Below are 15,136 nucleotides of genomic sequence, written 5' to 3' on the forward strand. Positions count from 1 at the left end.
CCCAGCATTAATAAAATCTTACTCTATAAAAAACGTGACAACAGAGCAAGATGTTGTCACGCAAAGTATAGTATAGCATAAAATATGGATGAAAATCTTATATCTATTAACTTTTATTTTGAGACCATTCTTCTACATTCCAAACTTTTGTAATCCAATCTTCATAGAAGTCTGGTTCGTGACATACAAGGAGGATTGTTCCTTTATATGCTTTCATAGCCTTCTTAAGTTCCGCTTTTGCTGTAACATCAAGATGGTTTGTCGGCTCATCAAATAGTAGCCAGTTACTTTCTTCACCCATTAGTTTACATAAACGAACTTTTGCTTGTTCTCCACCACTTAATTGACTTAATGGGCGAGAAATATGTTCATTTTTTAATCCGCATTTTGCTAACATCGCACGAATTTGATGTTGGTCTAGGCCAGGGAATGTATTCCATACATCATCAATTGGTGTTATATTGTCAGCTTTAACTTCTTGCTCAAAGTATGCAGGCTCTAAGAAGTCACCAAGGCTTGTTTTACCGCTTAAAGGTTTAATTTTACCTAAGATTGTTTTTAGTAACGTGGATTTACCAACACCGTTACATCCAACAATGGCAATTTTTTCACCACGTTCGATTGTCATTGATAACTTTGGTAGTAGCGGATGTGTATATCCGATTTCTACATTTTCACCTTCAAAGACGAAGCGACTACTTGCACGACTTTCTTTAAATGAGAATTCCGGTTTAATTGCTGTTTCTGGGCGATCAATAAGCTCCATACGATCAAGTTGTTTTTGACGACTCTTTGCACGACCTGTCGTTGAATAACGAGCTTTATTCTTTGCAATGAAGTCCTCTTGCTTTTTGATAAACTCACGTTGTTTTTCATAAGCGTTTATATGTTGATTTTTATTGATTTCTGCTAGCTCTAGGAATTTTTCATATGTTGCTGTATAACGCGTCATTTTTGTGAATTCTAGATGGAAAATAACATCAACACATTTATTCATAAATTCCGTATCATGGGAAATCAACAGGAACGCATGTGGGTATTCTTTTAAATAATTCGTTAACCAATGAATATGTTCAACGTCTAAATAGTTGGTAGGTTCATCAAGTAATAATACTTCTGGTTGTTCAAGTAATAGCTTTGCAAGCAATACCTTTGTACGTTGTCCACCACTTAGTGCTGAAACATCACGATCTAAACCAATTGCATCAATTCCAAGACCACGTGCAGCCTCTTCAATTTTCATATCTAGTAAATAGAAACCACCTGCTTCAAGTGCATCTTGTATTTCTGCCATTTGCTCAAGAAGTTCTTCTAGCTCTTCTGGTGTAGCAGTTCCCATTTTTTCTGTAACTTCATTTAAAGCTTTTTCCTTTTCGAATAACGGTAAAAATGCATCCGCTAGTACGTCACGAATTGTACGTCCAGGCGTTAAAACAGTATGCTGATCTAAGTAGCCGTAATGTGTGCCCGGTGTCCATTCTACACGACCTTGGTCATGAATAAGTTGACCAGTAATGATATTCATAAATGTTGATTTACCAACGCCGTTTGCACCAACTAATCCAACGTGTTCACCTGCTAGTAATCGCATAGATACATCTTTAAATAATGTACGATCGCCAAATGTATGTCCTAATTTTTCAACTGTTAATAAGCTCATAGTATCCTCCGTCCAACTTGAAATAGTACCTTGAATCATGATACTAAATTCTTTCATATAATGCCATCATTTCAAAATGTATATATTTTCAAAATAAGCTAATGTACGAATGTTTATTGCTCATTTCCCAAACTTTTATGGCCCAAATGCAGAAAACACACTTGTCCATCATACATTAAAAGGAATACTTGCAAATAAAATGTCTAGCTTTATGGGAGGTAAAAAGATTGTCCGTGAATATAGTTTTACACCAGATGGTGCAAAAGCAATAGTTGAATTAGCTTCACATGGCGAAGCCTATGGACAAAATTGGAACATATCAGGTTATGGTGCCATTACAGGTGAGGAATTGATTTAACACATACGAGAATTAACGGGATATACCAAATGAGTAATAACTGTAAAGAGAGGAATAATCCAGTTCTTTGGTCTGTTTGATAAGCAGATCAATGAATTTGTGGAAATACTATATTTGACGGAAAAACCAGTTGTATTAAGTGGAGAGAAGTACGAGAAATATATTGGGGTTGTACCTAGAACCTTTTATTATGAAGGGGAATTGTATATAAGTAAAAAAACAAGCTTCTATTTACAATTTAGAAGCTTGCCTTGTTATTGTTTATCTACCTAGCTTTTTATTTACAAACCCTAAAATTAATCCACGTATTTGTGGATCAATTGCAAGGCCAATAATGCCATACAATATACCAGTAAGTACTAAAGCTACTAGTGGTGGTAAGCTAATTAATACTGTGCGATATATTGCATAACTAATTATAAATGCTAGTGTATTGAATATTATTCCTTTGAATAGCAATGAAAATCCTTTACGAACGAATAATGAAAATCCGATTAATAATGTAATCTCAGTAAGGATAGCAGCTACAGCAGCTCCCATCATTCCAAATTGGCTACCTAATATGATGTAACTTATGATAGCAACAGCTAATCCAATTGCCATAGTTGTCGCACGTTTCCATTGTTGACCAGCTGTTGTTAAATTATCAGCAAGCGGATAGTTGATAGATTGTAAAATGACCATAAAGGCTAAAATTGCAAGTGCATTACCAGCTGGCGCATATTTTTCACCTAATAGAGTTACAATCCAAAAACTTGGATCGGCAATAAACGGGATAGAAATTCCCATCCCTAAGAAAGACATAAGCTTTAATTCGAATTGAGATAGCTTTCTATGTTCATCAATATTATTTTCGTTTCCAAAAGCAAACAATTTTGGATAAAAGGCTGCTGCAATTACACCAGGTATTTGGTAAAGTACAGCAGGTATTTTATAGGCGGCCCCAAAGAATCCAACTTGTGCTTTCGTTGAAACTTTTTCTAAGATAATAGGACCTAACTGCGGTAAAAGCATAATGATAACGCCATTGACTGTGAAAATAAGTAATTGATCTAAAATGCCTTTATTCCAACCCTTATGAATTGTTGTATAGCGGATTGTCATTATAAAGGCAATGACTCCTGTTATAAGGCTAGATATTCCATACATAGCAGCAACCATCATAAGTGACCATTTAAATGACATCCCTAGCAGAAGAGCGGCTGCGGCCGTCACACCTTGTAGTACAGAAATAATCGCTGTGAATTGCATACGCTCTGTTACTTGGAAATAGGCCATCCCAACCCCTTGTAAAGTAGCTCCAAACATGGTTGGTAGTACGACCCAATATACCATGGCACGTAAGTAAGCATCAGTGTAGAAGAACTGAGCGAAAATGGCGAAGAGCACAGAAATTACGATAGCTAATACTAAACGAATTCGTAAATAACTGCTTATTAATACGCTAATGTTAGCGTTGCTTCTTGTTCCTTCACGCATAAACGTATGTGTCAAACCTGCATCCGTAAAATAGCAAATGACAGCGGAAACTGCTAATGCAACTGTAAACATCCCGTACTCATCTGGTGAAACATATCTTGCAAAGAGAATTGTTGCAATAGCCAGTACAAAACGAACAGTAATGTTTCCTACAAAGAGGTAGGATGCATTTTTTAGAATTTTATTTGTTTTCATGAGAAAAGACCTTTCTATTCTTTAGGACCCGGTTAGCTTGTCCTATTTATAATTTTGATTTGTTCACAGAAAGAGAGTATCGTTATATTTTCAGTTTAAGAAAACAGAAATTTAATTCGTACAAACCAAAGCATTGCATATAGTTTTTTACTACGCTTTCCATTCTTTGAATAGATTTTACGGCAATATTTCTTTATATCTTTTTTGATTAATTGAACTTGTGATTTATCTAATTGAGAGTTTTCTTTAATATATATACAAGAGTTATTGATGACTGTATAAGGAAATAAATAAGTCTCAAGAATCTCAATAAGTGACTGAGGGTCTTTTGTAATGAAATCTTGAGATTTATTATGTACCCAGTCTTTCATACGATTGAATACTTCCAGCTCTTTTGCCGTTTTTAATTCATAATCTTTATATTTAGAAGAAAGATTTCCTTCTGATAAGATTCTGTAATATGTTAAATATTCATCGACATAACATACATTTGTCACACTCATAAGTTTAAATAAAAACTCCAAGTCTTCGCCCCAACTACATCCTGGTGTAAAACGAATGTTATGATCTATTACGATAGATTTTTTGAAAATCCAAGTACTTGTTTGAGCAACAACTTGATGTGTTAGGAATGCTTTTGTCATATCACCTTTAATAAAGTTTGTTGTATGTTCAACCTTCTCGCCTGTTTCTTCGTAGAAATTCATATAACCACAATAGCACGCGTCCATGTTGTTTTTATGCATACTTTCGACTTGCTTCTCAATTTTAGTTGGATGCCATAAGTCATCACTATCAAGGAAAGCAATATATTCTCCACTAGCATTTTCAATTCCTGTATTACGAGCTACCGAAACACCTTGGTTTTTTTGATGAACATATTTTACTTGCCTTGGGTATTTTTCAGCAAGGTTTTTCACGATAGAAGGTGATTGATCTTTACTTCCATCATCTACAATTACAATTTCGATATTTTTATATGTTTGATCTAGTATTGACTGCATCGTCTCTTCAATATATTTTTCCGTGTTATACAGAGGTATGACAACAGAAACAAGTTGTTTTTGTTCCATCATAGAATTTTTATCTCCTCAAGTTTTTTATGTCTTGCACCATATATACAAGCCTTTTGAAAGGAAGAAGATTACAAGAACATCTGTATAATTTTAACGCATATAAACTTTGTAAATCAACTTTCTATTAAAAAGGTGGTGACTTATGGTTAAGTCTCGTATTTCAAACGGCTTTAATATGTTTATTGCATATAAATTCTTATTTATACTATTTTTACAGATTTTCCGAATAGGAAAGCCCACTACGGTGCGATAGTACCCCCTTTAGGGGTGGGATGATAGTGAGGTCAAATGCGATGTACAGATAAAATACCGAAAGTATGTTCTGTGCATCAAGTGTTTGAAATGGTATAATTTTCATAACAGACAAGTAAAAGTCTCTAAAACAATCTTGTTCTCTGAAAACAGAATACATATGAGGTTGGAGTAACAAATTCTTCTGCTCTGTAAAATGTATTGAGTCGTCAAGTACAAGACGCTAAAACACATTTGAGAACTCAAAATCTGACTCGTTTGGTAATAGAACGAGTGCCGTATCTGCTAGATGCACTGGATATGGAGTGGTGATGGCACACCGCAATCTTGCACGTCAGCGATACTAGAAATAGACTTCGCCTTTGGTAGCAAGAATCCCACTGACGTTAGTCAGCTTGCGGCTTTAGCCGTGGGAGTGTCAATTAGTTAGTAAGTAGGATATATTTATCGTAACGATTGTGAAGGGGAATAAATTATTATTGAGAATAAAAAACCTCTTAATTTTTGAAATAAATTAAGAGGTTTTTTTATATTGGTTTTGAACTATTAGGTTAATCTTTGTCTGGCTCAGTTGCATGTAATTTTTGCTTTAGTAACGCATAATCTTGCGTTAATGTTACAAGTTGATGATGTTGTTTAGAAATTTTTCTTGTTAGATCAAAAATTAAGATGAAACAGAATAATAATCCAAATAAAAATAAAATGGAAGGGGGATATTCTACTTTTAATAGTTTTCCAATCCAGTTTATAATTTTATCGGTAGAACTTAGAATAGCCATTGCAATACAAACAAAAATCCATAAAACAGCATATTTCGTTTCTAAAGTTCCGCGACGAATAGAATTAATAATTAATAATAATAATAATAAAATAAAGATGAATGAAAAGGTAATTATAGGCATTTATTATCAACCTTTCACGATTTTTTGCATCAATATAGCAAGACTTACCTTAATCATGTAATATGCAGATTTAAAAGGTGTGATAGAAGATTGTCCACCTTGTCGCTCTTGCATATTTACAGATATTTCATTAATGCGAAGTTTTTTCTTTTTTAAATGAATAAGAACTTCTGGTTCTGGATAATCTTTTGGATAATTGTGTGCAAAAATTGTAATTACTTCTCGATTGATAGCACGATATCCAGAAGTTGGATCCATAAATGTTTGTTTTGTTAGTACTTTCAATAGGGCAGTAAAATAAAAAATACCGATTCTTCTGGAAATACTACCTTTATATGCTGTTTTTTCTGTAAAACGTGACCCTAGTACCATATCGCATTCATCTTCAGCGATAGGCTTTATAATTTTATATAAATCATCTGGGTTATGTTGTCCATCAGCATCGAACTGAATCGCAATATCATATCCATTCTCATATGCGTATTTATATCCAGTTTGTACAGCTGAGCCAATACCTAGATTATACGGTAAATTCACAAGGTGAACAGGAAATTCTTTTACGATTTGAGCTGTTTTATCGTGTGATCCATCATTAATAACGCAAATGCTTAATCCAGTAAAATGCTGTTTTAGTTTTAATAATCTTGTTAATGTATCTGCAATTGCCTCTTCCTCGTTATACGCTGGAATAATAATTAACGTTTTTGGTATTGAAATTGGTACTTCAATAGTCATTACCGCACCATCCCTTATATACTTAATCATATTATGGTTATTTTTAAACGAACTTTCTTTAATATACCATTAACAGTATAACAAAATAAAGGAAAAGCTGGTGCATGATTTAAGAGGACAGATTGAGAATAAAAGGATAAGGGGAATATTTTACATAAAAAATACATGCAAGGAAGAAAGAACCTATGCATGTATATGGAAGAGTATCGTATTAAATATTCCAAGGTTTATTTAAAGTTAAAACCTCAGCCATTTCTTTACTTTTTAAACGTCCTTTTTTTCTATTTTCCGCGCGTTCTAAACCGGTTGTGTGTAACCAATGTTCTTCCTGAGTTTCAGGAAGTACTTGTGGTACGGACGAAGGTTTTCCGTCTTTTATTGCCACAAATGTAATGAAGCAAGTGGCGGCAATTCTACGCTCGCCTTCTAATAAATTTTCTGCGATTACTTTTACGAAAACTTCCATTGAAGATTTCCCTGTATAACATACAAATGCTTCATAACAAACAGAATCAGCTTGGTGAATTGGAGTTAAAAAATCAACTGAATCAATAGATGCTGTTACGCAATGTTTACGACTATGTCTTGCAGCCGCAATTGAAGCAATACTATCAATTTCTGCTAATAATTTCCCCCCAAAAAGTGTTTGGTGATTATTTAAATCGTTAGGAAAAACACGTGTTGTTTTAATTGCTTTAGATTCTCGCATGAATTTCTTTTCCATATATTCAGCCCCTATAGTCTGTTTTCAATCAGAATAATATGTGTAAGTGGATTACTCATATTAGATATTTAATAAAGTAAAGCGTATTCCAAAAGAGGATTATTTAAACTTCTGTATTTGTATTCATGTAACTGAAAGAAAATTTATTTTATCTAAAATGTAGTGTAAAAGAGGATTCGCTTACATTGCAAGCAAAAAGTAATGACTATGTATTTGTCATAGAAATTCCCTATCAGCCGTGTACCCATTCATGATAGAATCGTTTTGTTATGAATGGAAATAGAGGTGCAATGGACATATGAATCATATACAAACAAATTTTTCATCTTTCTTCAATAAAATTACGATTGGTGCGATGCTCGCATTTTTTGTTTATAGTTGTTGGACAGCATTTGAGACAAGTAAGCAATTTTTGGGGGGAAGTACAACAAGTGTAACAATCATATTGGCAATTTTCGTCATACTCATTTTGTTAGTGGCATCAATTTTACAATATCGTTTTACAGACAAACAATTTCTTATTTTTCTTATAAGTATATCTATAGTTGTGAGGCTTAGTATGCTGTTATTTGTAGATGCTCCAATAATTGGTGATATGAAAATGATGTATGAGTCTGCAAAGGAGATTGCAATTGGTAATAATATAGGGACTGTAACTCATTTGCCGTTTATTATATATGAGTCAGTAATTATTCGCATATTTGGTGATACATTATTCGCTTTACAACTATTTAATGTGTTATTTTGCGCAGGAACTGCATTTTTTATTTATCGTATTGCGGCAATAGTTTTTGGAGAAGAATGCGGTCGTATTGCTTCCACATTTTATGCTCTGTACATTCCAAATATATTCATGAGTTCCGTATTAACTCCTGAGTCACTTGCAATATTTTTATTTTATTTTGCTTGCTACATACTTTTATATAAAGGATTAGATCATCCTTATATGTGGGTGTTTTCAGCGATTTTATTTGCATGTAGTAATATGATTTTCCCAATGGGATTATTTCTTCCTATTTTTATCACGATATATGTATTATTAATTGAAGTGTTTCAATCAGCAACGAAACAAAAAGTGTTACTAAAGACGATAGGGATACTTATTCTATTTTATAGTGCTCATTTTAGTGTGAATTATGGAATTAAGACAATGGGACTGTCACAATATACGATTACGAATGAGACGTATGTTCAATCTGTCTTAATTGGAAAAACGCAACATGAGGAAAGAGTATCGAAAAATCAAAGTGTAACAGAGCATATTGATCAAAAGTTAAAAGAGATTGAGGGAGAAAGATTTAAACTTTTAGAACCGATGATAAATCAGTTTTCAGATGAGGGAATAAATTCTATTCTTTTTAAATGTGAAAAACTGATGTATATAGCCGTAACATTGTTTATGACTATAGCTCTATTACACTTCCTTATTAAGCAACAACAAAATGAGGGATATATGTTGTTCTTATTTTTAACTAGTGGCTACGTATTGTTAAAGCTCTTCCAAGTAGATATGGCATATTACAATGTAATTATGCCAGCATTGTTTATTTTGCAGAGCTTTGGTGTTTATATGAGTTATGTGTATTGTCAAAAAATATTTTTTAGAAAATAAAAAGAATCCAGTTTGGATTCTTTTTTTATGGATAGAAGATGAAAGCTAAGAGTCAGCAGGGATAAAATATCTCTACTGACATAAACTTCACTCTATCGATTTAATTCCAGTTGTAAACTATCGGCTGTTAGAGCCATTTTTGAGGAATCGTCTTGAATTCCTTTCATTACTTGTGAAATGGTTTCTAACTCATTCTCAATTTTTTTATTCTGTTCTTTCGAGTTAGACATGTCTTTTACGATTTCTTGGAAGTATTGATCCGTTGCAGACATACTATCAGTTCCTTCAGATACGAGAGAGCTAATTTGTTTCACGGAAGAAGAGACACGAACAATCTGTTCATTTGTTTTTTCAACGAGCTTTGTAACGTTAAATATAGATTCTTTCGTTTGCTCTGATAACTTTCTAATTTCTCCAGCTACAACAGAAAAGCCTTTGCCAAATTCCCCAGCACGCGCAGATTCAATTGCAGCATTTAGTGCGAGTAAATTTGTTTGCTCGGCAATTGATTTTACAATATCTATAATTTCGTTAATTTTGTTAGAAATATCGAGAAGTTCATGCGTATCTGTAATAATCGTTTCCATGTTCGTTTGAATGTATTCCATTCGTTTATTTTGCTCATTTAATTGTTCTTTACCTTTATTTGCTTTTTCTTCTGATGTTGTAGCTAATGACGTACCTGTTTTAGCAATTTCTACAATCGTTTCAGATCTAGCGGTTAACTGCTGAATAGAAGCGCTTGTTTTTTCAGATACAGATGCTAGTTCTGTTGCAATATGCGTAATGGTCATAGCTGTTATTTCTTTTTCTTTTTCAAGTTCTTTTTGCATTCTTTCATATTCAGATTCATAAGCCGCAATAACGAGTTCTTGTTCAAGAGTAAATAATTTGTTTATTACGTTTATGGAATAAGAAAAATCGTCAATTGTTGTAATTTTCGTTTTTAAAATCTTCATGATAGAGCGGAATAATTCTTGATAAGCGGCAGTATACCATTTTCTATGTAACCCGATTTGTACATGTCTTTTGGCAATTCTAACACGTTGTTCAATAAAGTCTTCATGCATATCTCCGCTAAATAATTCTTTTATATGTGTTTTTAAAGTTTGCTTTAGTTTTGGAATAGAGCTATAACGTTCGATAATCGTAATTAAATTAGGCTGTTTTGTAATATTGGAATAGAATTTTTCAGTAATCCAATCAATTTCTTCATAAATAAAGGGCTGTAGTACCTTTACGATTTGTAAATCTTCTTTTGAAATATGTAGCATATCCATTTGAATTTTCAGTTCAGAATTAGTAGGAACGTTAAAAGTGATTTGTTGATTCTTACTTAATTCAAGTATACTGACGTTTGTTTTATTGTTATGTTTTTTAAAAACCCCAAGCATCGTTCTTCCCCCTGTTTGTAAAGCGTTTTCATTTTTTAGTTCTAATATAATTATATATTTTTATATACAATTACTCTATATTAGTGTGTAGAATAGTATATAAATTAAGAGAATTCCATATAGAATTCTCTTAATGACCTTTATTAATTTTAGCATGTGTTTTAAAGAAAACTGGGAAATGTACATTATATATGACAGTGACAACACGAATAATGAATGTTACTAGTAAACAAACATAGAAAGCCAATACGTGTGCCCCCATTGCATATGTGATTAGGAAACTAATTGCCCCTAAAATAGAAGCGATGGCGTAAATTTCTTTTCGGAATACGTAGGGGATATCTTGAGCGCAAATGTCACGCAAAATACCGCCTCCAATACCTGTAATGACTCCCATTGAAACAACTAAAAATGAGGCGTCAACATGATGTGACATTGCCGCATTTGCACCAATAGCTGTAAAAACGCCTAAGCCAACAGCATCAGAAAGCATAATAACAACTTGAAGTTTATTGATACGCTCAAAAAACATACAAGTAAATAATGCTGATAATACGCTTACGAAAAAGTAAATGGGTTTAACAAATGCGACGGGAGGCAGGTTACCGATCATAATATCACGAATAATACCGCCGCCGAGCGCAGTAGCTACAGCTAAACAAAGGACACCGAATAAATCTAAATCTTTTTTTAAACCAACTAATGTACCGGAAATAGCAGCGGCGATAATGCCAAGAAACGTAAATATGTCGATTAATAACATTGCTGTAATCCCTTCCTCCTAAAGATGTTCCAGAGAAAAAATATACACTAAAGTATTGGAAATAACAATTACTTTTCGCTACATGTAGAAAAACGGATAAAATACATAAAGAAAGCGTTTGAAAATGTTTGGAAAATAGCTATAAAGTAATTTGAAAAAGATATGAAAAGATTAATTTTACATTTTTTTGATGTTACCTAGTTGGTAAAATGTTACAATGTTAGATATGTTGTTTACATCTGTATAAAATGATAAAAAAATATGTATATACTGACAAAAATAAGGGGATGGTTGTTAGATAGCTTTTGTAAAAATAGGGAGTATAGCTAAAGGACAGCAATTTCTATTACTGATTAATACTTGTCCTGGCTAGTTTTAGCCGGAAAAATAGTTCTCGATTTGAATATGAGTTATGTTATAATTGCTAGGTGTGTTTGAATGATAAAAAATTATGATTAAAAGATAATGTTAAGATTTTGTATGGAGGTCTTGGAATGTTAGCAAATCAAGCTAGGGTTAGATTTGAGCGTTTTTTGCTCTTTTTTATTATTTTACAGCCTGTTTTAGATTTATTAACGTCTCTTAGCATCACTTTATTAAAGTCAAGTGCTACCGTTGGAATTTTAGTAAGATTCCTTATTATGGCTGTTGGTGGTATTTACATTTTAATTCAGGCAAAAGAGAAGGAAAATAGAAAGTTTTTAATTTATCTTATATTATTAGCCGGAGTTTTAGGGGTAGGATTTATTAATAATAAACTAGTTAAGGATCCTATTGTACTTAGTGAAGAAGTTAAATTCGTTGCGAAAGCATTATATATATATATCATGCTGGGATCATACATTTTAGCTTTAAAATCATTGAAAAAGAAAGTTAATATTAGTGATAAGGTTCGAAATAGTATTGTATATGCTACATTAATCATTAATGCAATTATGGTTATTTCTATTTCAACATCTACTGATTTTGGTAGTTATGAATGGATGAAGGTAGGTTCTCGAGGTTGGTTCTATGCAGGGAATGAACTAGGTTCAATCTTAGCTATTATTTTCCCTATTGTGGTACTATATTCTATTCAAAAAACAAAGAGCTGGAAACACGTTTTATATTGGATTCCATCGCTTTTAATGATTTACTCATTAATTCAGGTCGGTACGAAAGTAGGAATGGGCTCAATTGGTGCTACGTTAGCGGCAGCAATCGGAATCATTGTACTACAATTATTATTTGATAGAAAAAATCCGAACAAAAAATCCCTTGCGTTTAATGCAGTAATTGCTATTGTCCTATTAGCTGGTGTAGTTGGAACGTTTAAACAAACGCCATTAGCACAAAATATGGGTATTCACAATAACTATTTATCAGAGCAAAATGTGGCACAGCAAGGTCAAAAGGAAAAAGAAATTAAAGAAAAGCTGAAAAAAGAGCAAGAACTTAAAGCAAAAGAAGAAAAGCATCATAAAGTTGAAAAGCCAGAAGAAAAGGCGAAGATAGAAGAGGAAGTTAAGAAAGAGCTTGAGAAAGAGCAAAAGAAAGAAAATCAAGAAAATCTTATTTTCAGCGGACGTCAAGTATATGAAGAAAGACATAAGCAGTTCTTTAAAGAAGCGCCAATGTCACAAAAGTTATTAGGAATGGGTTATGCAGGTAATTTTAAATATAATGAACAAAAGCAGCCAGATCCAAAGCTAATTGAAATGGACTTCCATGATTGGTTTTATGACTTTGGGATTATTGGTTTTGCATTACTAATGATTCCATTTATTTATTACGGCTTAAGAATCCTACTAGTATTTATTACAAGGTTTAAAGAGATATTTAATATAAAATATGGAATGATTGCAGCAAGCTTATTGTTAGCATTAGGTATTGCCTATATTGCAGGACATATTTTAACAGCACCAGGAGTTGGGATCTACTTTGTAGTGGTGTTAGCTTATCTAATTGTAGACTTAGAAATTGAATGATTAAAATAAAAGCTAACTTTTGTTAGCTTTTATTTTTTAGTACAGTAAAATAAAGATAGATGGAAATGTGGCGAGGATTTAAAGGAGGAAAAAATATGAGGATATTGCATATGAATGCAGGAGCAGAAGATGGGGGAGGGAAAACACATATTATTTCACTTCTCGATCAGTTTCCAACTGGTGAAGTAGAATTAGCGGTATTTGAAGATGGAATTGTTGCGAAAGAAGCAAGAGAGTTAGGGATAAAAGTCCATGTGTTTTCACAAAAATCCCGCTATGATTTATCTATTTTAAAGAATATAAGCGAATTCATTAATAATGAAAAATTTGATATAGTTCATACGCATGGTCCTAGGGCTAATTTCTATGTTTCTTTAATGAAAAAGAGAATAACGGCAAAATGGGTAACGACTATTCATAGTGATCCATTTGAAGACTTTACTAAACAAGGCTTAAAAGGTTGGATTTTTACGAAATTGAATTTGAAAGCCTTAAAAAATATAGATTTATTTTTTGTTGTAACAAATAGATTAAAGAAAAGTTTAGCTGCTTTAGGTATTTCTAATGAAAAGATGCATGTTATTTATAATGGAATTGAATACGATAAGGAAAAAGCAGAAGGTTATAATAAAAAAGAAATGTTCAATATTGATGAAGATGTATTTACGGCAATCCAAGTAGCACGATTGCATCCTGTGAAAGGACATGAAGTTCTATTTGATGCGTTACAACGAACAAAATTAGAGAAAATTAAAGTATTGTTAGTTGGCGATGGCCCGTTAGAAGAAAATCTAAAGTCATTGGCTACTGAAAAAGGGATTAATAATAAAGTCGAGTTTTTAGGGCATCGTCAAGATGTAAAACAATTATTTGCGTCGTCACATGTGAATTTATTAACCTCCCATAGTGAAGGGTTCCCACTAGTTTTATTAGAAGCGGCAAATCAACGCGTACCATCAATTGTGACTAGGGCTGGAGAGATTGAACCATTAATTGTAGATGAAACGTATGGATGGATTGTGCCAACAGATGATGGAAAGGCATTAGCATTAGCATTAGAAGAAGCGTATGATAAGTGGAAAACTGGAGAATTAGCAGCAATGGGGAAACATATTTATGAGCATGCTATTATGAATTTCTCACTTCAAAAACTATATGAAGATACAAAGGAAACATATAAGCAATTAATAGCGAAAAACTTGTAATGATAGAGAGGATAGTTAACTATGGCAGTACAAACAGTTGATATTCTAGGCGTTCCTTTTTCTACAATGACAATGGATGAAACGGTCCAATATTTAAAAGAACAACTAGAAGTGGAGCGAACACATACTTTTCAGGTAGTAACAGCAAATCCTGAAATTGTTATGTGTGCAAAAAAGGATGAAGCATTCCATCAAACATTATTAAATGCAGATTTAATTACACCTGATGGTATTGGAGTCGTAAAAGCAAGTGGTATGTTAGGTACACCTGTAAAGGAACGTGTAGCAGGTTTTGATTTAATGTGTAATTTACTTGCGGCGTTATCAGAAGACAATAAACCAGTATCAGTTTTCTTATTAGGTGCAAAACCGCATGTTGTACAAGCTGCAGCAGATCATTTAACGAAGACGTATTCAGCTGTATCTATTGTGGGTATACAAGATGGGTATTTTAAACAAGAAGAAGAAGAGAATATTGTTTCTCGTATTCAAAAGGCAAAACCAGACCTATTGCTTGTTGCACTTGGTTTCCCGAGACAAGAGAACTTTATCCAAACGAATAAGCATCGTTTAGAAACGAAAATGGCCGTTGGAGTAGGCGGAAGTTTAGATGTATGGGCTGGAGAGGTAAAACGTGCACCAAAATGGATTCAAGCGATCCATTTAGAGTGGTTTTATAGATTGTGTAGCAATCCAACGCGTTGGCGTCGTCAGTTAGTATTAGCGGAATTTTTAAAAGAAGTCATGCGTTCAAAAAAGTAGCGTTCTATCGCTACTTTTTTATTTGTCCATTTTTAATAAAGTGCGTTTTTAT

Annotated in this window: 12 protein-coding genes and 2 pseudogenes; 5 read left to right on the top strand and 9 right to left on the bottom strand. The window is 33.0% G+C overall.

Annotated features, from left to right (window positions below):
- Positions 1–106: 106 nt before the first annotated feature.
- Entirely contained in the window at positions 107–1,660 is a 1,554-nt protein-coding gene (locus ACTFNE_RS17835) for an ABC-F family ATP-binding cassette domain-containing protein (protein ID WP_046198082.1), read from the bottom strand.
- Positions 1,661–1,757: 97 nt separating this feature from the next.
- Between ACTFNE_RS17835 and ACTFNE_RS17840 the strand changes: the two are divergent.
- Positions 1,758–2,291: pseudogene (locus ACTFNE_RS17840) on the top strand (short chain dehydrogenase); the annotation flags it as partial.
- Here the strand turns inward: ACTFNE_RS17840 and ACTFNE_RS17845 are convergent.
- The 5 genes from ACTFNE_RS17845 to ACTFNE_RS17865 form a co-directional block, all read right to left on the bottom strand.
- Positions 2,280–3,692 carry an oligosaccharide flippase family protein gene (locus ACTFNE_RS17845; RefSeq protein WP_000856141.1) on the bottom strand — a complete coding sequence of 471 codons (1,413 nt, stop codon included), beginning with the start codon at positions 3,690–3,692 and terminating at the stop codon, positions 2,280–2,282. The pseudogene ACTFNE_RS17840 and the gene ACTFNE_RS17845 sit on opposite strands and share 12 nt — an antisense overlap.
- Before the next feature lie 95 nt (positions 3,693–3,787).
- Positions 3,788–4,768: a glycosyltransferase family 2 protein gene (locus tag ACTFNE_RS17850; RefSeq protein WP_046197961.1), complete on the bottom strand. Its 981-nt coding sequence runs from the start codon at positions 4,766–4,768 to the stop codon at positions 3,788–3,790.
- 803 nt (positions 4,769–5,571) lie between these two features.
- Positions 5,572–5,922: a DUF2304 domain-containing protein gene (locus ACTFNE_RS17855; protein WP_001121772.1), complete on the bottom strand. Its 351-nt coding sequence runs from the start codon at positions 5,920–5,922 to the stop codon at positions 5,572–5,574.
- Positions 5,923–5,928: 6 nt separating this feature from the next.
- Positions 5,929–6,657, bottom strand: a complete 729-nt coding sequence (locus tag ACTFNE_RS17860) for a glycosyltransferase family 2 protein (RefSeq protein ID WP_000151538.1) — start codon at positions 6,655–6,657, stop codon at positions 5,929–5,931.
- A gap of 211 nt (positions 6,658–6,868) precedes the next feature.
- A complete protein-coding gene (locus ACTFNE_RS17865; protein ID WP_046197962.1) occupies positions 6,869–7,381 on the bottom strand; it encodes an acyl-CoA thioesterase in 513 nt (170 codons plus the stop codon).
- A gap of 298 nt (positions 7,382–7,679) precedes the next feature.
- On the opposite strand from ACTFNE_RS17865, the gene ACTFNE_RS17870 reads away from it, so the two are divergent.
- Positions 7,680–8,993: an ArnT family glycosyltransferase gene (locus tag ACTFNE_RS17870; protein ID WP_270705193.1), complete on the top strand. Its 1,314-nt coding sequence runs from the start codon at positions 7,680–7,682 to the stop codon at positions 8,991–8,993.
- A 92-nt stretch (positions 8,994–9,085) separates the two neighbouring features.
- Here ACTFNE_RS17870 and ACTFNE_RS17875 read toward each other — a convergent pair whose 3' ends face one another.
- The 3 genes and pseudogenes from ACTFNE_RS17875 to ACTFNE_RS17885 all read right to left on the bottom strand — a co-directional run bounded on the left by ACTFNE_RS17875 (position 9,086) and on the right by ACTFNE_RS17885 (position 11,150).
- The gene (locus ACTFNE_RS17875; RefSeq protein ID WP_370529982.1) at positions 9,086–9,826 is read right to left on the bottom strand and encodes a methyl-accepting chemotaxis protein; all 741 of its coding nucleotides are present in this window, start codon (positions 9,824–9,826) and stop codon (positions 9,086–9,088) included.
- A gap of 63 nt (positions 9,827–9,889) precedes the next feature.
- Positions 9,890–10,387: pseudogene (locus ACTFNE_RS17880) on the bottom strand (protoglobin family protein); the annotation flags it as partial.
- 130 nt (positions 10,388–10,517) lie between these two features.
- Positions 10,518–11,150 carry a trimeric intracellular cation channel family protein gene (locus ACTFNE_RS17885; RefSeq protein ID WP_000924376.1) on the bottom strand — a complete coding sequence of 211 codons (633 nt, stop codon included), beginning with the start codon at positions 11,148–11,150 and terminating at the stop codon, positions 10,518–10,520.
- A 494-nt stretch (positions 11,151–11,644) separates the two neighbouring features.
- On the opposite strand from ACTFNE_RS17885, the gene ACTFNE_RS17890 reads away from it, so the two are divergent.
- The 3 genes from ACTFNE_RS17890 (at position 11,645) to ACTFNE_RS17900 (ending at position 15,084) form a co-directional block, all read left to right on the top strand.
- The gene (locus tag ACTFNE_RS17890; RefSeq protein ID WP_061131908.1) at positions 11,645–13,117 is read left to right on the top strand and encodes an O-antigen ligase family protein; all 1,473 of its coding nucleotides are present in this window, start codon (positions 11,645–11,647) and stop codon (positions 13,115–13,117) included.
- 95 nt (positions 13,118–13,212) lie between these two features.
- Entirely contained in the window at positions 13,213–14,322 is a 1,110-nt protein-coding gene (locus ACTFNE_RS17895) for a glycosyltransferase family 4 protein (RefSeq protein WP_001221232.1), read from the top strand.
- A gap of 21 nt (positions 14,323–14,343) precedes the next feature.
- Complete coding sequence (locus ACTFNE_RS17900; protein WP_000290759.1) at positions 14,344–15,084, top strand: WecB/TagA/CpsF family glycosyltransferase; 741 nt, start codon at positions 14,344–14,346, stop codon at positions 15,082–15,084.
- The last annotated feature ends 52 nt before the right edge of the window (positions 15,085–15,136 follow it).

It is taken from the genome of Bacillus cereus group sp. MYBKT111-2, from assembly GCF_051915205.1.
In the GTDB taxonomy this organism is placed as follows: domain Bacteria; phylum Bacillota; class Bacilli; order Bacillales; family Bacillaceae_G; genus Bacillus_A; species Bacillus_A paranthracis.